Source organism: Streptomyces sp. NPDC091279 (genome assembly GCF_044757465.1).
GTDB lineage: Bacteria > Actinomycetota > Actinomycetes > Streptomycetales > Streptomycetaceae > Streptomyces.
On record NZ_JBIVVA010000003.1, the window covers coordinates 537190 to 556065 of the forward strand.

Consider the following 18876-nt stretch of genomic DNA (forward strand, 5'->3'; position numbering starts at 1 on the left):
CCAACTGGTCTTCCCCCGAGGCCATTTCCGAGTAGAGGGGGCGACCTCTCCGGAGGCGGCCCCTCACCCGACGGCACCCCGGCTTTCCAACCCCTCTGAGTGGGAGGGAAGGAGGCCGGGGTGCCGTTGCTTTCGGGCACGAGTACTACGGGGTACGCAACGAGTGCTACGGGTACTACGGGGTACGCAGCGAGTGCTACGGGTACCGAGGGGCGTCCGCGAAGTCGCCCCCCATAGCCCCCTACCCCTACCCCCCTCCACCCCGTCCCCGTCCCCCTACCCCTCCCGGTGGATCTCCCCGTACACGCTCATGAACCGGCGCATCTCCTCCGCGCTGCCGAGCGTCAGCCGGAACATGCCCGCGACCAGCGGGGCGTGCAGAGGCTGGACCAGGACGTGGGCGTCGCGCAGTCGGCGGACGGTGGTGTCGAGGTCGGCGGGGCGGACGAGGAGGAAGTTGGCGGCGCCGTCCACTACGGGAACCCCTAGGTCGCCGAAGAACCCGACCACCTCGGGCTTGACCTTCGTCATCGTCTCCCGGACGTGCTCGCGCATCGCCTCGGGGTCCGCGAGGTGGGCTCGGGCCGCGACGAGGGCCAGTTGGTTGACGTCGAACGGGTTGCGCAGCTTGCCGAGTTGTTCGACGACGTCGGGATGCGCCAGCAGATAGCCGAGCCGGAGTCCCGCCATGGCGAACGCCTTGGAGAAGGTGCGCAGGACGATGAGGTTGGGATACCTGCCGACCAGGTGGGCCACCGTGCGGCCGGCGAACTCGTGGTAGGCCTCGTCGACGATCACCGGCACCTCGCGGTAAAGGGCGAGCACCTCCTCGATGAATTCCTCGTCGATCGGGGTGCCGGTGGGGTTGTTCGGGTTGGTGAAGACGATGAGTTCTGGCCGCTCGGCTGCGGCGGCCGTCCTGAACTCGGCGTAGGGGAAGGTGAAGTCCTCGGTATACGGAATACCTGCGATGCGGGCCCCGAGAATTCCTGATATCCGGCGGAACGGAAGGAACTCGGGAACGGCGGTGAGCAGGGTACCGCCGCCGCCGAGAAAGGCACGCAGGGTGATGTCGATGCCCTGATCGGAGCCGTTGGTCAGCAGCACGGACGCCTCGGGAACACCGGCGTAGGCGGCCACGTCGGCGGCGTAGGGCCGGTCCGACGGATACCACTGGCAGCCCTCGCCGTTGACATAACCGCTGATCGCGGCGGTGACCGGCGGCGGCAGGGGACTGGTGTTCTCGTTCCGGTCGAGGCGCAGACAGGCCGTCCGGTCGAGACCGTCGGGGTCCGTCAGAACAAGAGCCTTCGATTCCAGCAGATTATTACTGAACGTCACTCCGGACATAATGCGCCTTCAGCCCCTTCTTACCGCATGACGTGCGGACGGACAGCTTCCGTACGTCATCAAAGCAGAGGGAATGCACCGGGCGAGCGGCTGCGCGCGTCGACTACAGGCACTCCTAGTAAACCTGTGCATTCTGACAGTGTTCCTGTCCGTGACGTCCGGGTAATCATCAGTGCGGGGACCACGAGAATCGATCCAGGAGGCCACGTTGTTGGTCGGCGAAGCATCACTCACCGCTTTGTTCGGTGGCCCGTCCCCGTTATGGGAAAAAAGTCAGAAGACCCCTGTCGCGACAGCCCCTCACGCGACCCCTGGGGGAACCCCTGACGCGATGTCCGATGCGACCGCCCCCGACCTCGTCGGTGTCCCGCGGCCGGACGGCACCACGGGCAGTACCGCCGCCAGTCCCGTCACAAGCCCCGCCGGCAGCCCCCTCGGCAGCCCCACGGACGGCTCCGCCGACAGTTCCGGGAACGGCTCCGGTGACCCGCTCGACGCGGCGATCGCCCACTACGCCCGCATGCTCCTGAACACGGCGGTCGCGGGAACGCCCCCGTCCGCCGCCGACACCCGGGTCGGCCGCGCCCTCGGCCGGGCGTGCGCACGGTCCGCCGTTCCGCTGCATCTGGTGGTCAAGCACTGCACGGCGGAGGCGACCGACATCTGTTACCGGCTCTCGCGGCTCCAGCACGACCAGCATCACCATGGTCCGCCGGGGTTGCGGCACGACCCGGCGGCGGCGCTGCGGGTGGCGTCGGAGCGGGCGCTGGCGGCCCTGATCTCGGGGTACGAGGACGACGACCCCGGCGCCCCTGGCCCCGACGACCGGAGCCGGGCGTGGTTCCTGGTCGACCTGCTGGCGGACCGTATCCCGGCATACGAACTCGCGGGCCGGGCCGCCCAGGTGGGGTTCCCCCTAGGGGTCGAGTTCGCGGTGGTCGTGACCGGCGGGCAGAGCCGTCCGGCCGTCGAGCAGGTGGTCCGGGCCCTCCAGAACGTGGGCCGCGCCCCCGGCGCCCGCACCTGCCTGGTCGCGCCCTACGAGGACACCGTGGTGGCGCTCGTCCCGACGGCGCCGTCGACGGGGAGCGCGGCCTGCCGGGCCGTCGCCAGGAGCGTCGAGCGGGCGCTGCGGCCGGTCCGGCAGCACGCGCCGGGTCTGCGGATCGCGCTCGGGCGGCCCCGGGCGGGTGGCCCCGGTCTCCGCGCCTCCTACCAAGAGGCCTGCGAGGCACTGGAGTTCGGGCTGCACACGGGTGCGGACGCCCTCGACCCCTATGCCTCGGATCTGCTGCTGCGCCGGGTGCTGGTCCGGGACCACACGGCCATCCGGGACCTGGTCGCGTCCGTCCTGACGCCCCTGACCAAGGCCCGGCAGGGTCCGGCACCCCTACTGGACACCCTGGAGACCTACTTCGCCGTCGGCTGTACGTCGACCAGGGCGGCCGAGGCCCTGCACCTCAGTGTGCGCGCCGTGACCTACCGGCTGGCCCGGGTGCAGGCGCTGACCGGCCATGACGTCAACGTCCCGGCACAGCGGTTCGTGCTGGAGGCGGCCCTGCGCGGCGCCCGCGCCCTGAACTGGCCGCAACGGCCCCTGCCCGAGGACTAACCATGGCGTCCCCCCACCCCGCCCCCCACTCCTCCCCGCACTCGTCCCCGCTTCCCGCGCCGCGCCCGGCCGCCCGCGCCACCCCGCACCCTCTCCAGCCGGTACCCGGTACCCGTACCCGCCGAGAGCCATCACCGGGCCCCCTCCCGGGTCCACCCCCGGCCCCGCTCCCGGGTACCCCTACGGGTCTCCCCTCGGGGCCGTCGGCCGGGTCCGCGCGGCGCCGCCCGACCGTGGCGCACATCAACCCGGCCGACCCCGCCGAGGCCAAGGAGTTCCTGTCCCTCTTCCACCACGAGAACCCCGACCAGGCACAGCCGTTGCGCCTGCGCCTTGAGCGCGTGCAGCGGGAGATCTACGAGACGGGCACCTACTGGCACACCCCGCGCGAGCTGGAGTTCGGCGCCCGGGTGGCCTGGCGCAACAGCAAGCGCTGCATCGGGCGGCTGTACTGGAACAGTCTGCGCGTGGTGGACCAACGGCAGGTGACGGAACCGGAGTTGATCCACCGTCACCTGGTGGAGCATCTGCGCGGGGCCACCGCGAACGGCCGGGTGCGGCCCTTCATGACGGTGTTCGCGCCGGACGCGCCGGGCCGCCCCGCGCCCCGGGTGTGGAACGGCCAGCTGCTCGGGTACGCGGGGCACCGCGGGGTGGACGGGACAGTCGTCGGCGACCGCGGGAACGTGGACTTCACCGACCTGGTGAAGCGGCTGGGCTGGACCGGCGCCGGAACGCCGTTCGACATGCTGCCGCTGGTCATCGGCGCGCACGGCGGCGAACCCCGGATGTTCGACATCCCCGGGGACGCGATCCTGGAGGTGCCGCTGACCCACCCCGACCACGCGTGGTTCGCCGGTCTGGGCCTGCGCTGGTACGCGGTACCGGCGATCTCCAACATGCGGATGCGGATCGGCGGGATCGACTATCCGCTGGCGCCGTTCAACGGCTGGTACATGGGCACCGAGATCGGGGCGCGCAACCTGGTCGACCCGGACCGTTACGACCTGCTGCCGCTGGTCGCGGAGCGGCTCGGCCTGAACACCGGCGACGAGGCCGGGCTCTGGCGGGACCGGGCGCTGCTGGAGATCAACGTCGCCGTCCTGCACTCGTTCCGGGAGGCGGGCGTGCGGATGTCCGACCACCACACCGAGTCGCGGCGTTTCCTCCAGCACATCGAGCGGGAGGAGAAGGCCGACCGCCCGGTGCCGGCCGACTGGTCGTGGATCGTGCCGCCGATGTCCGGGGGCCTGACGCCGGTCTTCCACCGCTATTACGACGACGGCGACCTCCGTCCGGACTTCCAGTTGGACGAGGAGGCGACGGCGCGGGCGCGGGGGCGCTGCCCGCATCTGACGATCAGGGCGGCGGCAGCGGACGAAGAAGGGCCGCGTTCTTCTTGAACAAAAAATCCGCATTCCGAAATAGGGGGTGCCGTAAGGGTATAGGGGTTGTGCCGCGACATCGTGACGTGCGACTCATACTTCAGCCCTGGGCCACAGCGTCCTTGAACTTTTAATCGAAGCTGCCATAGATTCCTCATCGAATCCCTAGAAGGGGTCCGCCGCCCGGCACCTAAGCGAGTCGGGGGGCGGCGTCCGCACACCTGAAAACCGGCTGTACCGACCTGAAAGGTACAGCCGGGGCACAGGTGACGCACTGCGGTGATCGATGCAGGGAAGGCAGGAAACGTGCAGCAGAAGACGCCCGTACTGAGGGGCCGGAGCAGTGAGCTGACGGTTTTCTCCGACGCCCTCGCCGGTTTCAGAGCGGGCCGGAATCCACTCGTCGTCCTCACCGGTCCGACAGGAATCGGAAAAAGGCGAGTTCTGTCGGAATTCATCGCCCTCGCGGAGGCTGAGGGATTCCACACGGAATGGTCGGGCCGCACCCCCGACCCGACCGGCACGGACGCGCCCGCCACGGACGGCACGGCCGCGCCCGGTCCCGACGGCACGGGCGCGTTCACTCCTGACAGCACGGGCGCACGCACCTCCGACGACACGGGCGCACCCGCCTCTCACGACCCGGGCGCACCCACCCCTGCGGGCACCGGCACACCGGCCGCACCGGCCGGTGACGGGTCCCCCACCCCGGCCGACAACGGGTCACCCACCCCGGACGGCGCCTCCGCCCTCACCACCTCGCACGCCACCCCGACCCTGGTCGTCCTCGAAGACATCCAGCCATGGGAGCAGTTCCTGCTCCTCGTCCTGGCCGCCGAACGCAATCGGCCCAGGCCACCGCTGTGCATCCTGGTTCCGGCGAGTGATTCCTCCGGGACCGGGACCCGGTCGATGGCGCGCATGTGCGGATTCGACCTGGCCGAAATCCAGTTGGGCCCGCTGGACGACGACGCGCTTCTGGCGCTGGCGGCCGATCTGCTGGGCGCCGAGCCGGACCCGGACCTCGCTGACCTGCTGAAACAGACCGGGGGCGTGCCGTCTCTCGCGGTCGAACTGATGCGCGGGCTCCAGGAGGAGGGGCGGGTCGAGATCACCGGCACCCGCGCCACCCTCACCCGCGCCGGGCTTCCGAAACGGCTGATTCTCGCCTGCGCCAACGCGCTCAAGCCGTTGCCCGCACCGGCGCAGTCGCTGCTCCACGTGGCGGCGTCGCAGCCCGACGGGTGCACGGTCGAGCACCTGGTGCGGTCGTTCGGGACGATGCCGGTGGCCGTCCGGCCGCTGATCGACGAGGTCGTGCGGGCCGGCGTGGTGCGGCAGGACCACGAGGGCCGGATCGCCTTCACCAACGTTCTCCTGCAACAGGCGCTGCGGGAATGCGACACGGAATCCGCGGGCCCCGCCGCCCTCCCGACGGAACAGCAGCCGGAGTCCGCGCAGATCCTTCACCTCTTGACCGCCAAGCAGACGCTGGTGGCCTCGATGGTGGCGCAGGGATTGACCAACCAGCAGGTGGCCAGGAGGCTCGGCGTCTCCCCGCACACGGTGAGCTACCACCTCAACAAGATATTCAGCACCCTGAATATCAGCTCCCGTACACAACTCTCCCGAGTATTCCCGCGAGATGCGTACACAAACACGCCGGGCGAGCCCTCTTCGCTCTTGCCGAGAATCAGAAAGGGAGCGTGAGAAAGGCTTCCGACCGACCACCTTATGGGCGGTCCCGTTCCCGCAATAAAGTGATGTCATCGCTCAAGGGAAAGGAGGCACGACATGCGCTACCTCCACTGATGATTGAGACGGCGGCGTCCCGCCGAGCACCTGCGCAGTAGTGCTCGTCCAGACGCCCGAGAAAGACCCCGACCGTCGTCGGGCCCCGCTGCCGGGGTGCGGTCCACCGCACCCCGGCAGCGACGTGCGTGCGCACGGGGGGGGCGTGGCGGGCAGGGCGGCCGATCGGAAAGCTCGCCGCCCCACCGACCCGGGCCGAGCCGGGCGACGACACCCACCGGCGCCGACACTCGACAACGGGTCGCACGACCTCCTCCCTGACGCCGCAAGGGAGTTGAGGCGGGCGTGGTCTTCGCGATCCGTGAATGACCGGGGCGGTTCCTGTCGATACTCCAGTAGGGGGTACGCAGGATCGCAGGGCTGTTGGGCCCAGGATTCTCGCGAGGATCGACCACCCTGCGCTCCCCCTGGTCGGATCAACTACGGGGAGAGACATGGGTCTGATCCATGCGTTACGTATGCAAAAACTGGTCGCGGACGCGCGAGCTTCTCACGCGCGGGGCGACTTCACTTTCTGCGCCGGTTTCGACGTGGACGTCCGAGGAATCACGATGAGGAAGATCCGTAAGGAGATCGACCTGATCATCCGGTCCGTGGAAGCGGTCGGCTGGCAGTGCGTCGGCGTCGAGCAGTTCTTGGCGTCGGTCGAGATCAACTTCGTCCGCACGAACTGACCCAACGGCGAACCGAGTTACCCCTCGCCGGACCCGGCAACCCGGCGAGACGGCGAGGCGGCGAGACGGCCACCTCAACGCTTCCCCCTCAGCCGTCGCCCCCCGCAGCAGCGGAGACGGCGTTGTCGATCAGGACGGCGGCGATGGCGGCGGCGGCGGGGAAGGCGTCGGCGTTGAGGACGCGGGTGCGGGCGGCGGCGCCGTCGAGGAGCAGGGCGAGTTGCTCGCCGAGTTGCTCGGGGTCGGCGGCACCGGCTTCGCGGGCGGTGTCGGCGAGCCGGGCGGCGACGGCCTTCTTGTAGTCGCGCGCGTACTGGGACGCGGGGTGCTCGGGGTCGTGAAGCTCCACGGCGGCCGCGATGTAGGGGCACAGCGGGGTGCCGGGGTCGATGTCGAAGGCGGCGAGGAGCCGTTCGCGGGGCGTGAGGTCGGGGCGGTCGAACACGCCGGACAGCACGGCGGGGTCGAACCGGCGCAGGTACTCGGCGACGAGTTCGTCCTTGCCGGTGAAGTGCTGGTAGGCGGTGCGCTTGGAGACCTCGGCGGCCGCGCACAGCTCGTTCATGCCGGTGCGGTTGATGCCCTGTTCGCGGAAGAGCCGCTGGGACGCGCTGAGGATGCGCTCGCGGGCACCCCGGCCGCGGCGGCTGCCCGTGGGGCCCTTCTCCAACTCCGTCATGGGCCCATCGTAACCGAGCGAGGTAACGACCGGTGTACATAGTTGCGCCTCAGCCTCCCACCCCGTACGTTAAGTAAACAGGTCGGTGCACATAAATCTGCCACCCCAGGCGCACCCAGCACGACCGCCTCATGATCCCGGCACCACCGCCTCATGATCCCGGCACCACCGCCTCATGAACCGGCACCACCGACTCACGCACACAGCACCACCGGCTCACGCACCCGGCACCACCCACTCACACGAACCCACTCACGCCCACCCACTCACGCACACGCACTCACGCCCACCCACTCACCCACACACGCACCCGGCACCACCGACTCAAGGGAATGATCATGGGAAAGCTCGACGGCAAGGTCGCGGTCATCACCGGCGGCACCACCGGCATGGCGCTGGCCGGCGCGAAGCTGTTCGTCGACGAGGGAGCGCACGTCTTCCTCACCGGCCGCCGCCAGGACGCCCTGGACGAGGCCGTGCGGCAGATCGGCCGCAACGTCACCGGCGTGCAGGGCGACGCCGCCGATCTGGCCGACCTGGACCGCCTGTTCGACACCGTCAAGCGGGAGAAGGGCAGCCTCGACGTGCTGTGGGCCAGCGCCGGAGGCGGCGAACCCGCCCTGCTCGGCGAGATCACCGAGGCCCAGTTCGACACCTGGTTCGGGCTCAACGCGCGCGGCACCCTGTTCACCGTCCAGAAGGCCCTGCCGCTCTTCAACGACGGCGGCTCCATCCTCATGACCGGCTCCAACGCCTCCCTCGGCGCCTTCCCCGGCTGGAGCGTCTACGCGGGCAGCAAGGCCGTCCAGCAGGCCTGGGCCCGCGTCTGGCTCAACGAACTCAAGGACCGCCGCATCCGCGTCAACGTCCTGACCCCCGGCCAGGTCGCCACCGCCAAGCAGGCGGAACTCTTCGACGAGGCCACCAAGCGCCAGTTCGAGTCCCTCATTCCCCGGGGCCGGATGGGCAGCCCCGAGGAGATCGCCACCGCCGCGCTCTTCCTCGCCTCCGACGACTCCAGTTACGTCAACGGCATGGAACTCGTCGCCGACGGCGGCACCACCGCCATCTGAACCAGCCCGCCCACGACCCACCACCCACCACCCACCACCCACCACCCACCACCCACCACCCACCAGGTCAGGACACCTCATGAGCAGCATCAGCATCATCGGCACCGGCAACATGGCCCGCACCCTCGGCGCACGGGCGATAACCGGAGGCAACGCCGTCGAGGTCATCGGCCGCGATCAGTCCAAGGCCACCGCCCTGGCCCAGGATCTCGGCGGCGGCACCACGGCGGGCGCATGGGGCACCGCCCCGGCCGGGGACATCGTCATCGTGGCCCTGCTGCACGACGGCGTCGTGCCGACCGTCGCCCAGTACGGCGACGCCCTCGCGGGCAAGGTCATCGTCGACATCAGCAACCCCTTCAACTCCGCCTTCGACGGGCTGGCCCACCGCGAGCAGACCTCGATCGCGCGGGAGGTCGCCAAGGCCGCCCCGGCGAGCGCGAGCGTGGTGAAGGCGTTCAACACGGTTTTCCGCCACGTCCTGGAGAAGGGCCGACCCGACGTCTTCCTCGCCGGCGACGACGCGCACGCCAAGGCGAGGGTGGAGGCGTTCGTCGAGAGCCTCGGGATGCGCCCGTTGGATGTCGGCGGCCTGGCGATGGCGCACTGGCTGGAGGGAGCGGGCGTGGTCACGGTGGGCCTCGCCAACCACGGGGTCGGCAACCTGGACTTCGCTCTCGGCATCACCGAACTCCCCGCCTGACCAACCCGGTTGACGGAACCCGAAACGGAACGCCGCCACGGAACACCGAAGGGGCTCGCCATGAAGCTCGGTTTCGCACTTCCCCTCATCGGGCCCGCCATCAGTGGCGCGGCGGGCCTGAGCACGTTCTGCCGGGGGATCGAGGATCTCGGCTACGACACGTTGTGGGTCGGCGATCGCCTGGTCCAGCCGGTCGACATGCACAGCGTCTATCCGGGCAAGGAGCAGCCGTATCCGCCGCAGATGAGGCGTTACCTCGATCCGGTGCTGCTGTGGACCGTCGCCGCGACGGCGACCCGCCGGGTGCGGCTGAACGCCAGCACGCTCAGCACCTTCTACTGGGAGCCGCCGCACCTGGCCCGGACGCTGACCACGCTCGACGTGCTCAGCGACGGCCGCCTCGAAGTCGGCGTGGGACTCGGCTGGATGAAGGACGAGCACGACATCTCCCGCAGCGCGGACTGGCACCGGCGCGGGCGGATGCTCGATGACGTGCTGGCGTTCCTGCACGCGTGGTGGACGACCAACCCGGTCTCCTGGGACAGCGAGTTCTTCTCACTGCCGCCGGTCCACGCCGACCTGCGACCGGTGCAGACGGGCGGACCGCCCCTGTGGATCGGCGGCACCAGCGAGGCCGCGATGCGCCGGGTGGGCCGCAGCGGCACCGGCTGGCTCGGGGTCGATTTCCTGCCGGACGAGGTCGCCGACCGCTTGTGGTCGCTCGCGTGCGAGGCGGCGCAGGAGGCTGGCCGCGATCCCGCCGCGCTGAAGAAGGCCATACGGATCAACGTCGAACCGGGCACGTCCGTCGAGTCGCTGGCCGACAAGCTCAAGCGCATCGCGGAATCCGGTGCGGACGAGGCATTCGTGGACGCCTTCGCACCATTCCCCGACCTCACCCAACTGCTGGACTTCGCCGCCCAACTGATCGCACACACCGACCAGTTGTGACGCCGTCAGCCAACCAGCCGCAGAAAGCCACCCCACGCAACCGCACCAACGACGAACCGAGGCCCGCCGACATCCTTGGAGTCCCGCACATGCACCGCACCGGGCACAACGGCGACCTCCACGCAGGTCTCCCCATTGGGCCCGCTGCTGTAACTGCTCTTGAACCAGGCCAGTTGGGCAGCACCCCCGGCACTGGTCTGCTGGACGCCGGTCATCCCAGCACCCGCACGAAACCCGCCCACGCAGCGGAGGCCACCGCGAACCGAGGCCCGTCAACGACCTTGGAGTCCCGCACATGCACCGTGCCCGGCACGACAGCAACCTCCACGCAGGACTCACCGCACGTCCCCCCGCTGTAACTGCTCTTGAACCACGCCAACTTGGAGGCGTCTCCGGAGATGGGCTTGCCGCTCATGACTCTCCCGTCGCTCGAACGAAGTCCGACCTGGGCGCCCGCGCCAACGACGAGGCGAGCGCCCTCCGCGTACTAGGAGTCACGCACATGCACCGCGCCGGGGGGAAGTAGCAATCACGACAGCCGAGTTGGCCTCGCTGCCATGCCGCGCCCCGGCACAGAGCCTAAGAACCGCCGTCAGCCAAGGAGTTGCAGGAAGTCCGTCCACGCGGTCAGGGCAACGGCGAAGCGAGGCCCCTCGACGTTCTTGGAGTCACGGACGTGAACGGTGCCGGGAGCAGTGGCGACTTCCACGCAGGAGTCGGCCTCGGCGCCGCTGCTGTAGCTACTCTTGAACCAGTCCAGCTCGGCAGCTTTCCCCATGGGGGCGTTGCGCATCATGTCTCTCCCAGCAATTGCTCAATGTGGCCTGTCGACTCCCTCGGCGTGAGAGCCTGCGCCCGGACGATGCCAAATCGCAGCTCCAGGATACGGAGTTGCTTCGGCTCCGAAACGGGACGGCCGTTAAAAATCCCCGGCGAGCGCCCGGTAGCGGTTCCATCGCTGAACTTCAGTACCTCGATCCCCCCGTCCACGCCGGCGTGCTCCTCACGGTCCATCGGCATGATCTGGATCTCGACGTTGCTCATCTGCCCCACTACAAGCAGGTGTTCGAGCTGTCGACGCAGCACCAACTTTCCCCCCAGACACCGCCGAAGAGTCCACTCGTCCTGGACAAAACTCAGCTCAGGTGCGGGGCTCCGCTCGAAGGCGGCTCTCCGGGCCATCCGTGCAGCCACAGCATCCTCGACTTGCTCCGCTGAGTAGGCGGGCCGTCGCATCTGGAACAACGCACGCGCGTACTCAGGTGTCTGTAGCAATCCGTGCACGGTCAGCGGATCGTACAGTTGGAGCTCAACCGCTCGCGCCTCCAATTCGGTCAGTCTCCGAATGGTCTTCGGGTACCGGATCTTGCTGAAGTCCTCCCACATCGCCGCGACGACCCCGTTGGCCTTCAGGACCTTGTCGGAGTTGAGCAGGTAGGCCTGCTTGGGAATCCGCCGGCCGCCCTCGACCTTGTAGACCATGGCCTCGCCGTACCCGATGGCCCGGCCGAACGTGGCGGCCTTGATGCCCGCCTGCTCGCGCTGCATCCTCAGCTGGCGCCCGAGAGCCTCAAGCACCGCCAGCCCCCACGCGTCGTCCGGGTCCACCTCCCAACCCGGCTCGTCCGCCTCGTCGTTCACTTGCCCCGTCTCGTCATCGACCGTCATGTCACGTCCCTCCGTTGGTCCGCCATTTTCGCAACGTCGGTACCCATAAGGCCCGTTAAGACAGCCCGGACAGCACTGGACAAGCCTTGGACAGTGACCCTACGCAACCGCTTCGTCACTGGCGCACCGTAAGCCGGAACGGCCACTCTCGGTCACGTGAACCAGAAAACCTCCACCCAACCCCGCCGCCCCGCAGGCCACTTCAGCCTCCGTCTCTCGCCGACGCCGCGCGGTGCCCGACTCGCCCGGCTCCTCGCCACGGAGTGGCTACGCCTGCGCGACCTGCCGCCCCGCACCACCGACACCGCCCAGCACCTCATCGCCGAGTTCGCCGCGAACGCCGCCGACCACGGTCGAGTGCCCGGCAGGGACTTCCGACTCGCCCTCGCCGTCCACGACAACGTCCTCCGCGTCGAGGTCACCGACACCCTCGGCGAGCAACTCCCCTGCGTCCAGGTGCCGTCGGACGAGGCGGAGTCGGGGCGGGGCCTGCTGCTGGTGGAGGCGTTGTCGGACCGTTGGGGCGTGGAAATCGGACCATTCCCCCTCAAAACGGTGTGGGCCGAACTCGACCTCTCACCGGCACCCGGAAACCTGAACTTCGGTGCCCTGAACGGTCATAGGTAAGAAACACCAGAGGGAAAGAACCCCCACCAAACCCCACCCCTCCCTCCCGCGGAACAGGCGTCGGCACCGGCACCCGCACCGGTGACCGCACCGGCGACCGTTAGCCCATCCGGGTGATGGGGTGTAACTGAGGTGGATCGAGGCCCTGTTGCGTGCCCTACGCTCATCGCAAGCAACACAGCTCCACAGACGCAGCACAACTCCACACAAGACAATGGCCCCCGCCGGGACTGGCATCCCATTGGCGAGGGCCTGACCACCAAGGAAGTCGTACCTTCCCGATGGACACCCAAAACACTAGCGTGCACCCGCACTCCAAGTCGCGTACCAGTGGCAAAAACCACCCCCGCTGCCCGGTTCAGCCGAGCACGCACACGGTCGGGGTCGTCCACGACAACACCAAGCACTCCAGCCGCTTCACGGTGATCGGCAACCACCTCGCGCAGCACGCCGAACTCTCCGGCCTCGCCATCGGGTTGGCCGTCCACATCCAGTCGCTCCAGGCCGGAACGCCCGTGGACATCAAGACGCTCTCGGCTCGCTTCCCGGAGAGCACGGCCCGCATCGCCGCCGCGTTACGCGAGTTGGAAGCCCACGGCTATCTGCGCCGCCCACGCGAACGCATCTCCGACGGCCGCATCGTCACCCGCACGATCTCCTGCAACCAGCCCGGCCGTTCGAACCGAGCGAAGGAAACGGCCGAGGCCCCCAAACCCCCGGCCCGCCGAGCCGCAACAGCCGCAACCCCCAGCCCCCCACGCCGAACAGCCCTCCCCCCGGTACCCCAACCCACCTACCCGGCACCGGAGTTGCTCGCCACAGCGACCGACGTCCTGGCAGGCCTGCGCCGCCGCGAACCACGCCTGTTCCTGTCGGCGACGGACGTGGAACACCTGGCTCCAGGGGTGGCCGCCTGGTTGGAACGGGACCTCACGCCGACGGCGGTGACCCGCGCCCTGTCGGAAGACCTACCGCCCGAAGACCTGCGCCGCCCAGCGGCCTTCCTGTCCCACCGCCTCACCCAAAAACTCCCCCCGCTTCCCCCGTTCCGCACCTCGACTCCCCGCCCCGTCACCCACCCCCTCCAGAACTGCACCTCCTGCGACCGAGCCTTCCGCTCCCCCACCCCAGGCACCTGCCACCCCTGCACAGCCCAACTGGCCGCCCCCACACACCCGGTAGCCCCGGTCACTGACTCCGGAGCTGATGAAAGGTGTCCGGGATCGGCAGGGTCTTCCACTGCGAGAGAGGCCAGGCCACCGCGATCGCCCGGCCGATGACCTTGCTCTCCGGCACTGCTCCGCCGCCGGACTCGTCCATGTGGTACCGGGAGTCGGCGGAGTGCTGACGGTTGTCGCCCATCACCCAGATCGAGCCGGCCGGAACCTTCAACGGGCCGAAGTTCCGGTCGCCGCAGGGGGTGCTTCCCGGGTACAGGTAGGGCTCATTCAGGGCCTTGCCGTTGACGTAGACGGGGCCGTCGCCCTGGCAGGCGACCGTGTCGCCGCCCACCGCGATGACCCGTTTGATCAGGTCCTTCTCATCCGCCGAGGGCATCAGGCCGATGAACGACAGCCCGTTCTGGAGGCCCCGGACGATCGGATCGCTGCTGGGCTGCCGACCGGGCTCACCCGCCAGCCAGTCGCTCGGGTCGTGGAAGACGACGACCTCGCCGCGCGACGGCTTGTCACCGAAGTGCGGGGTGAGTTTGTCGACCAGGACCCGGTCCCCGACCAGCAGCGTGTCCTCCATCGAACCCGAAGGGATGGAGAACGCCTGCACCAGGAAGGTCTTGATCAGCAACGCCAGCACCAGGGCGGCCACGACCAGGATCGGCAGTTCCTTCCAAAAAGGTCTCGGCGGCCGCTGCGGGCCTTCCTCCGCAGCGGGGGACTGCGCCGAACCGCGCGGCTTCCAGGGGAACCGCACCCGGCTGAGCACGTTCACAGCAGGCCCTCTCGTCTGTTTCGTCAGCATTCACTCTGTCGCGCGACAGAAACGAGCCCCCCACCCCAAAAGTTCCCAACACACCACACCCCAGCACCACCGAGACCCCGGGTGCTCCCGGGCGGACAGCCCCGCCGGGGCACCCCATGGAGGACACCATGAGCACGCAGGCCGACCGCGGAGACGAACTGATCCCGCGCCCCGAGCACACTCCCGATGCCCTGCGCACCGCGCTGGCCGCCGTCGCCCCGGATCGTCTGGACGAGATGCGGAGAACGAAGGACGAGGCCTTCACCCTGGCCGTCGAGTGGCGGTCGCTGAGCCCGGTACGGAGCTGGGTCCTCGCCTGGGCCAGGGACATCGAGATCGCCCGCCGCCCCGAGTTGTCCGCCCGTCTCACCAGCGCGGAGGGTCAACTCGAAGACGAAGACCCCACCGTCGCACGGGACGCCTTGAAGGAACTGAGCACCGTCCTCGACGAAGCCATGACGGCGGTGCGCCCCTGAGCCGGACGTGAGGCCGAACTCCCGTACCCCGTACCTCCCTTGCCCCCGAAACGCAGAACGGCGGCCCGGGAGTCCATGACTCCCGGGCCGCCGGACGGTTCCGCTTGCGGGTTATGAGACCTTCAGGACCGTTGCGCCCGTCGTCGTCGCCAGTTCCGTCGGCAGGTTCTGTGCCGAGGTCTGGAGGCCCGCCGTCAGGGTCGGCTTCCAGTTGGCCGTCGTTTTGATCTTCTTGGAGTTCGCGGCGTTGTACGCGGCGACCACATCCGTCGTCGTGCCGTTGACGAGGTTGCCGCCCCCGGCGACCGAACCCGTGCCGTCACCCTTGAGGAGCTTGGCGACTTTGCCGCCCGACGGCACCTTCCAGAAGTTGCTCTCCGCCACGACCTGCGCCTTCGCGCGTGAGTAGATGCTGTACTGCGGCGCGTAGCCGTTCAGCGTCGTCGTGTCGAAGAAGTTGTTGTAGACGTGGATCTGCCCGAGCCGGGACAGCGGCGCGCGCTGCACGATGCCCTTCCACACGTTGTGGTGGATGGACACCCGCAACTTGCCGCTGCTGTCCGTGTCGCTCGACCCGATCAGCATCGTCTTGTCGTGACTGGCGAACTGGCTGTACGACACCGTCACCAGATCCGAGCCCTTGGTGATGTCGAGGGCACCGTCGTGCACCTGGAACTCCCGTCCGAAATAGGTCGGGTTGGCGCTGTCGAGGCGCGGCGCGTCCGTGAACGTGTTGTGGTCGGCCCAGACATGCGTGGCGCCGCGCAACGTCACCGAGTCGTACTCGGAGTTCCAGTTGCCGTCGTCCCCGTCGGTCGGGTCCCACTGCGGGAAACAGTCCTCGGTCGCCGAGAACGTCATGTTGCGGACGATGACGTTGTCGACGTTCTGGATCTCCAGCGTGCCCCCGGTGATCCCGGCCTTGCTGCCGGGCACGCCGACGATCGTGGTGTTGGCGGGCACCTTGAAGGCGATGTTCTTGGCCTGCTTGTCCTGCGCCTTCTCGCGCGCCGTCTCCTGCGTGCCGGACGGCAGCTTGGACCGCCCGTACGTCGCCGGGTCGAACGCCTTGAGGTACGCGGCGAGCGAATACCCCGTACCCGAGGCGTAGTTGGCGCAGGTGAGCTTCTTGCCGGAGTCGTCGGTGTTGGCGTCGATGGTGCCCTTCACACGGACGATCCGGGGCGTCTTGTCCGACGTCGAACCCAGCGCCTTCACCAGCTCCGCCCGGGTGGAGACGGTGAAGACGTGCGCCGCGTCGGCCTTCGTGCCACCCGTGGTACCCGTACCCGAGGAGGCCCAGCCGTCCTTCGCGGCGAGGGTCTGGTGGTACAGATCGACGGTCCCGGCGTTCGCGTTCAGCACCAGGGCACCGGCGGAGGCGCCCGCGACCAGGGCTGCGGCGGAGACGACCAGGGCGCGGCGCTTGCGAAGAGACCGGCGGTGAGAGGGAGCGGGCAAGGCGAGTTCCTCACGTACGGGAGATCCAGTGACCGACCAGGTCGCGTCACCGAGCTGACCGCGAACCCCTCAGCAGGAGTTCACGCCCCGTCAGTTGCCGCCGGACGCCCAGGGGTTGCCGTCGTTCTCCACGAATTGTCTGCGCGTCCTTCACATCCCGCATTGCCCCAACTCGCCTTGCCATGCGGCGACTTGAACGCAAACGGCGCCCGGGAACCCTTCCACCAGGTTCCCGGGCGCCGCCGTTCGCGCACCCCATGTGTGTGACGTTCTAAATCAGCGCGGGCTTCGGTCCGTTGACTCCTACGCTGCCCGAAAACGCCTCCCCCGCAAGGGAGTTGCCCCCGGCAATGGCGCCCACTCCGCTCACCTCGGCGGGCGTCTCCGGCGCGACGCCGAGCGCCTCCCGTGCCGTTCGGACATGGCCGAGCCCTCGCCGGGCGGTCCGCGTGACCTCCGCGTACTCGGCCGCCGTGCGGGCCTTGGCCAGCTGGACGCGGGCCGCGCGGTGACACTCGGACGCGTCGGTCAGCGCGCGGCCCGCCGCCTCCCCCGCCGTCGCCCAGGTCGGCGCGTCCGGCGGGACGAGGCTGCCGCCCAGACGCAGCAGCCATCTGTTGGCCTCGGCCTCCGCGTCCAGCTCGGACAGGTCGGCCAGGGCTCCGGGACCGTCGGGGTCAGCGGCGGCCCGGGCCCGCGAACGGCGCTGCGCGAACACCGCACCCGCCGCCCCGGCGATCAACACTGCCGCGAGCACGATCGCGAACCCCATGACTGCCTCCCTTGCCCGCCGGACCCGCCGACGTGTACCTGTCGTCCCTTGTGTCCCTATGAGACGACAGGCCGCTGTGGCTGCCCCTCAGCGTTCCTGTGCGCATCCGGTGAAGTTTCGGCGGGCCGGGCGCCTCGGATGTATCGGGCCGCGATCACCGCGAGCAGCGAGGCCGCCGTCAGGGTGTACATGCCACCGTTGGTGCTGCCGGTGGTGTCCTTGAGGTACCCGAAGAGGGTGGGGGAGACGAACCCGCCGAGGTTGCCGATGGAGTTGATGAGCGCGAGCCCCGGCGCGGCGATCTTCAGGTCCAGGCCGGACTGCGCCATCGGCCAGAACAGGGTGGCCGCGCACTTCGAGCCGACCCCGGCCAGCGTGATCGCGGCGAGCCCGAACCACGGCGAGCCCAGCGTCGCGAGGAACGTGCCGGTCGCGGAGACGACGAGGGTGATCGCGAGGAACGGCCGGCGGTCGGGGGCGCGGTCGGTGAACCGGCTCATCGAGTACATCGCGATCATCGAACAGATCGCGGGGATCGCCGAGAGCAGGCCGACCTGGAACGACGACAGCCCGCCGATCTCCTCGATGAGGCTCGGCAGCCAGAACGTGATCGCGTACCCGGTGAGCGTCATCGCGAAGAACGCGCCGGTCAGCAGGGCGACCTGCGGGTGCGCGATCAGCCGCAGGCGCGAGGTCCTCGGCGCCCGGGCGCGGGCCTCCTGGTCCTGCGCCACCGCCGCGCCGAGCGCGTCCTTCTCCTCCTCGGTGAGCCAACGGGCGTCCTGGATGCGCGTCACCAGGAAGAACCCGGCCGCGACACCGACCAGCACGGAGAACGTTCCCTCCAGCGCGAACATCCAGCGCCACCCCGCGAAGCCGCCCGTGCCGTGCAGTTCGAGCAGGGCGCCGGTGATCGGCCCGGTGATGATCCCGGCGGCGGCCGACCCGCCCAGGAAGATGGCGCTGGCCCGGCCGCGCGCGGAGTCCGGCAGCCACTGCGTCATGTAGAGCATCGCGCCGGGGAAGAAGCCCGCCTCGGCCACGCCCAGCAGGAACCGCATGCCGTAGAACATCGTGACGTTGTGGATGAAGCACATCGCGATGATCACCACACCCCAGGTGATCATGATCCGGGTCAGCCACACCCGGGCGCCGAAACGTTCCAGCATCATATTGCTGGGCACCTCGAACAGGGCGTACCCGATGAAGAACAGCCCGGCCCCGAGCCCGTAGGCGGCGGCGCCGATCCCGACATCGGCCTGGAGTTCGTCCTGGACGAAGCCGATGTTCGTCCGGTCCAGGTTGTTGATCAGCAGCATCAGGACCAGCAACGGCATCATGCGCCGCAGGAACTTGGCCACCGCCCGACGCTGGGCATCGGGCTCGCCCGCCGGGGCGGAGACGGCCGTGGACGGATCTGACATCGTTGTCTCCCACGCTGTTCACATACAGGAAAACCCTTCACGTGCTTGAGCACGATAGGGAGACCGGAACTCCTGGTCAATGGGTTGTTCATACGACTATGTATGTGAACGACGGTGCGGGACGGGGGAGATGGGTGGGGGCTGTGGGGTGAGGGGGGTGGGTGAGGGGGCGGGTGGGGCCCCTCCTCGGCACGGCCAGGGCCCTCCCCGGTCGTGCTGGGGAGGGCCCTTC

The 18876-nt window shown here is 69.1% G+C and carries 20 protein-coding genes; 10 read left to right on the plus strand and 10 right to left on the minus strand.

Translation table 11 applies throughout. The features are described 5' to 3' along the window. Positions 1 to 276 precede the first annotated feature (276 nt). Positions 277 to 1350 carry a pyridoxal phosphate-dependent aminotransferase gene (locus ACIQOU_RS09315; protein WP_401535468.1) on the minus strand — a complete coding sequence of 358 codons (1074 nt, stop codon included), beginning with the start codon at positions 1348 to 1350 and terminating at the stop codon, positions 277 to 279. Between the two features lie 331 nt (positions 1351 to 1681). Between ACIQOU_RS09315 and ACIQOU_RS09320 the strand changes: the two genes are divergently transcribed. The 4 genes from ACIQOU_RS09320 to ACIQOU_RS09335 all read left to right on the plus strand — a co-directional run bounded on the left by ACIQOU_RS09320 (position 1682) and on the right by ACIQOU_RS09335 (position 6833). Continuing rightward, entirely contained in the window at positions 1682 to 2962 is a 1281-nt protein-coding gene (locus ACIQOU_RS09320) for a PucR family transcriptional regulator (protein ID WP_401535470.1), read from the plus strand. A gap of 233 nt (positions 2963 to 3195) precedes the next feature. After that, positions 3196 to 4365, plus strand: coding sequence for a nitric oxide synthase oxygenase (locus tag ACIQOU_RS09325; protein ID WP_401535472.1), 1170 nt, complete (start codon positions 3196 to 3198; stop codon positions 4363 to 4365). Positions 4366 to 4653: 288 nt separating this feature from the next. Further along, complete coding sequence (locus ACIQOU_RS09330; protein WP_401535474.1) at positions 4654 to 6057, plus strand: LuxR C-terminal-related transcriptional regulator; 1404 nt, start codon at positions 4654 to 4656, stop codon at positions 6055 to 6057. A 653-nt stretch (positions 6058 to 6710) separates the two neighbouring features. Beyond that, on the plus strand, positions 6711 to 6833 hold the full coding sequence (locus ACIQOU_RS09335) for a hypothetical protein (RefSeq protein WP_401535476.1): 123 nt from the start codon (positions 6711 to 6713) through the stop codon (positions 6831 to 6833). Positions 6834 to 6921: 88 nt separating this feature from the next. Here ACIQOU_RS09335 and ACIQOU_RS09340 read toward each other — a convergent pair whose 3' ends face one another. After that, the gene (locus ACIQOU_RS09340; protein WP_401535478.1) at positions 6922 to 7512 is read right to left on the minus strand and encodes a TetR/AcrR family transcriptional regulator; all 591 of its coding nucleotides are present in this window, start codon (positions 7510 to 7512) and stop codon (positions 6922 to 6924) included. A gap of 338 nt (positions 7513 to 7850) precedes the next feature. On the opposite strand from ACIQOU_RS09340, the gene ACIQOU_RS09345 reads away from it, so the two are divergent. The 3 genes from ACIQOU_RS09345 to ACIQOU_RS09355 all read left to right on the plus strand — a co-directional run bounded on the left by ACIQOU_RS09345 (position 7851) and on the right by ACIQOU_RS09355 (position 10239). After that, on the plus strand, positions 7851 to 8585 hold the full coding sequence (locus ACIQOU_RS09345) for an SDR family NAD(P)-dependent oxidoreductase (protein WP_401535479.1): 735 nt from the start codon (positions 7851 to 7853) through the stop codon (positions 8583 to 8585). 79 nt (positions 8586 to 8664) lie between these two features. Next, positions 8665 to 9288 carry an NADPH-dependent F420 reductase gene (locus tag ACIQOU_RS09350; protein ID WP_401535480.1) on the plus strand — a complete coding sequence of 208 codons (624 nt, stop codon included), beginning with the start codon at positions 8665 to 8667 and terminating at the stop codon, positions 9286 to 9288. Between the two features lie 60 nt (positions 9289 to 9348). Further along, positions 9349 to 10239, plus strand: coding sequence for a TIGR03619 family F420-dependent LLM class oxidoreductase (locus ACIQOU_RS09355; RefSeq protein ID WP_401535481.1), 891 nt, complete (start codon positions 9349 to 9351; stop codon positions 10237 to 10239). Between the two features lie 5 nt (positions 10240 to 10244). Here ACIQOU_RS09355 and ACIQOU_RS09360 read toward each other — a convergent pair whose 3' ends face one another. From ACIQOU_RS09360 to ACIQOU_RS09375, 4 genes are all read right to left on the minus strand, one after another. Next, positions 10245 to 10454: a DUF397 domain-containing protein gene (locus ACIQOU_RS09360; RefSeq protein WP_401535482.1), complete on the minus strand. Its 210-nt coding sequence runs from the start codon at positions 10452 to 10454 to the stop codon at positions 10245 to 10247. After that, entirely contained in the window at positions 10451 to 10654 is a 204-nt protein-coding gene (locus tag ACIQOU_RS09365; RefSeq protein WP_401535483.1) for a DUF397 domain-containing protein, read from the minus strand. Before ACIQOU_RS09365 ends, ACIQOU_RS09360 begins: the two co-directional genes overlap by 4 nt. A 177-nt stretch (positions 10655 to 10831) precedes the next feature. Continuing rightward, entirely contained in the window at positions 10832 to 11035 is a 204-nt protein-coding gene (locus ACIQOU_RS09370) for a DUF397 domain-containing protein (protein WP_401535484.1), read from the minus strand. Continuing rightward, on the minus strand, positions 11032 to 11907 hold the full coding sequence (locus ACIQOU_RS09375; RefSeq protein ID WP_401535485.1) for a helix-turn-helix domain-containing protein: 876 nt from the start codon (positions 11905 to 11907) through the stop codon (positions 11032 to 11034). The genes ACIQOU_RS09370 and ACIQOU_RS09375 overlap by 4 nt, the downstream gene beginning before the upstream one ends. Before the next feature lie 156 nt (positions 11908 to 12063). Here ACIQOU_RS09375 and ACIQOU_RS09380 point away from each other — a divergent pair, with 156 nt between their 5' ends. Then, the gene (locus tag ACIQOU_RS09380) at positions 12064 to 12534 is read left to right on the plus strand and encodes an ATP-binding protein (protein WP_401535487.1); all 471 of its coding nucleotides are present in this window, start codon (positions 12064 to 12066) and stop codon (positions 12532 to 12534) included. A 281-nt stretch (positions 12535 to 12815) separates the two neighbouring features. Next, positions 12816 to 13814, plus strand: a complete 999-nt coding sequence (locus tag ACIQOU_RS09385; protein ID WP_401535488.1) for a helix-turn-helix domain-containing protein — start codon at positions 12816 to 12818, stop codon at positions 13812 to 13814. Here ACIQOU_RS09385 and lepB read toward each other — a convergent pair. After that, a complete protein-coding gene (lepB, locus tag ACIQOU_RS09390; protein WP_401535489.1) occupies positions 13723 to 14481 on the minus strand; it encodes a signal peptidase I in 759 nt (252 codons plus the stop codon). The two genes, ACIQOU_RS09385 and lepB, sit on opposite strands and share 92 nt — an antisense overlap. Before the next feature lie 158 nt (positions 14482 to 14639). On the opposite strand from lepB, the gene ACIQOU_RS09395 reads away from it, so the two are divergent. Next, entirely contained in the window at positions 14640 to 14987 is a 348-nt protein-coding gene (locus ACIQOU_RS09395) for a hypothetical protein (protein WP_401535491.1), read from the plus strand. A 111-nt stretch (positions 14988 to 15098) separates the two neighbouring features. Here the strand turns inward: ACIQOU_RS09395 and ACIQOU_RS09400 are convergent, their stop codons facing one another. The 3 genes from ACIQOU_RS09400 to ACIQOU_RS09410 form a co-directional block, all read right to left on the minus strand. Continuing rightward, the gene (locus ACIQOU_RS09400; protein ID WP_401535493.1) at positions 15099 to 16448 is read right to left on the minus strand and encodes a polysaccharide lyase family 1 protein; all 1350 of its coding nucleotides are present in this window, start codon (positions 16446 to 16448) and stop codon (positions 15099 to 15101) included. Positions 16449 to 16719: 271 nt separating this feature from the next. Further along, the gene (locus ACIQOU_RS09405; protein WP_401535494.1) at positions 16720 to 17220 is read right to left on the minus strand and encodes a hypothetical protein; all 501 of its coding nucleotides are present in this window, start codon (positions 17218 to 17220) and stop codon (positions 16720 to 16722) included. Positions 17221 to 17276: 56 nt separating this feature from the next. Beyond that, positions 17277 to 18644, minus strand: coding sequence for an MFS transporter (locus tag ACIQOU_RS09410; protein WP_401535495.1), 1368 nt, complete (start codon positions 18642 to 18644; stop codon positions 17277 to 17279). Between the last annotated feature and the right edge of the window lie 232 nt (positions 18645 to 18876).

What these genes read in the sequence shown, in the direction of transcription:
- ACIQOU_RS09315 (WP_401535468.1), bottom strand. Translation starts at nt 1,350, where the DNA reads ATGTCCGGAGTGACGTTCAGTAATAATCTGCTGGAATCGAAGGCTCTT.
- ACIQOU_RS09320 (WP_401535470.1), top strand. Translation starts at nt 1,682, where the DNA reads ATGTCCGATGCGACCGCCCCCGACCTCGTCGGTGTCCCGCGGCCGGAC.
- ACIQOU_RS09335 (WP_401535476.1), top strand. Translation starts at nt 6,711, where the DNA reads ATGAGGAAGATCCGTAAGGAGATCGACCTGATCATCCGGTCCGTGGAA.
- ACIQOU_RS09340 (WP_401535478.1), bottom strand. Translation starts at nt 7,512, where the DNA reads ATGACGGAGTTGGAGAAGGGCCCCACGGGCAGCCGCCGCGGCCGGGGT.
- ACIQOU_RS09345 (WP_401535479.1), top strand. Translation starts at nt 7,851, where the DNA reads ATGGGAAAGCTCGACGGCAAGGTCGCGGTCATCACCGGCGGCACCACC.
- ACIQOU_RS09350 (WP_401535480.1), top strand. Translation starts at nt 8,665, where the DNA reads ATGAGCAGCATCAGCATCATCGGCACCGGCAACATGGCCCGCACCCTC.
- ACIQOU_RS09355 (WP_401535481.1), top strand. Translation starts at nt 9,349, where the DNA reads ATGAAGCTCGGTTTCGCACTTCCCCTCATCGGGCCCGCCATCAGTGGC.
- ACIQOU_RS09360 (WP_401535482.1), bottom strand. Translation starts at nt 10,454, where the DNA reads ATGACCGGCGTCCAGCAGACCAGTGCCGGGGGTGCTGCCCAACTGGCC.
- ACIQOU_RS09365 (WP_401535483.1), bottom strand. Translation starts at nt 10,654, where the DNA reads ATGAGCGGCAAGCCCATCTCCGGAGACGCCTCCAAGTTGGCGTGGTTC.
- ACIQOU_RS09370 (WP_401535484.1), bottom strand. Translation starts at nt 11,035, where the DNA reads ATGATGCGCAACGCCCCCATGGGGAAAGCTGCCGAGCTGGACTGGTTC.
- ACIQOU_RS09375 (WP_401535485.1), bottom strand. Translation starts at nt 11,907, where the DNA reads ATGACGGTCGATGACGAGACGGGGCAAGTGAACGACGAGGCGGACGAG.
- ACIQOU_RS09385 (WP_401535488.1), top strand. Translation starts at nt 12,816, where the DNA reads ATGGACACCCAAAACACTAGCGTGCACCCGCACTCCAAGTCGCGTACC.
- ACIQOU_RS09395 (WP_401535491.1), top strand. Translation starts at nt 14,640, where the DNA reads ATGAGCACGCAGGCCGACCGCGGAGACGAACTGATCCCGCGCCCCGAG.
- ACIQOU_RS09405 (WP_401535494.1), bottom strand. Translation starts at nt 17,220, where the DNA reads ATGGGGTTCGCGATCGTGCTCGCGGCAGTGTTGATCGCCGGGGCGGCG.
- ACIQOU_RS09410 (WP_401535495.1), bottom strand. Translation starts at nt 18,644, where the DNA reads ATGTCAGATCCGTCCACGGCCGTCTCCGCCCCGGCGGGCGAGCCCGAT.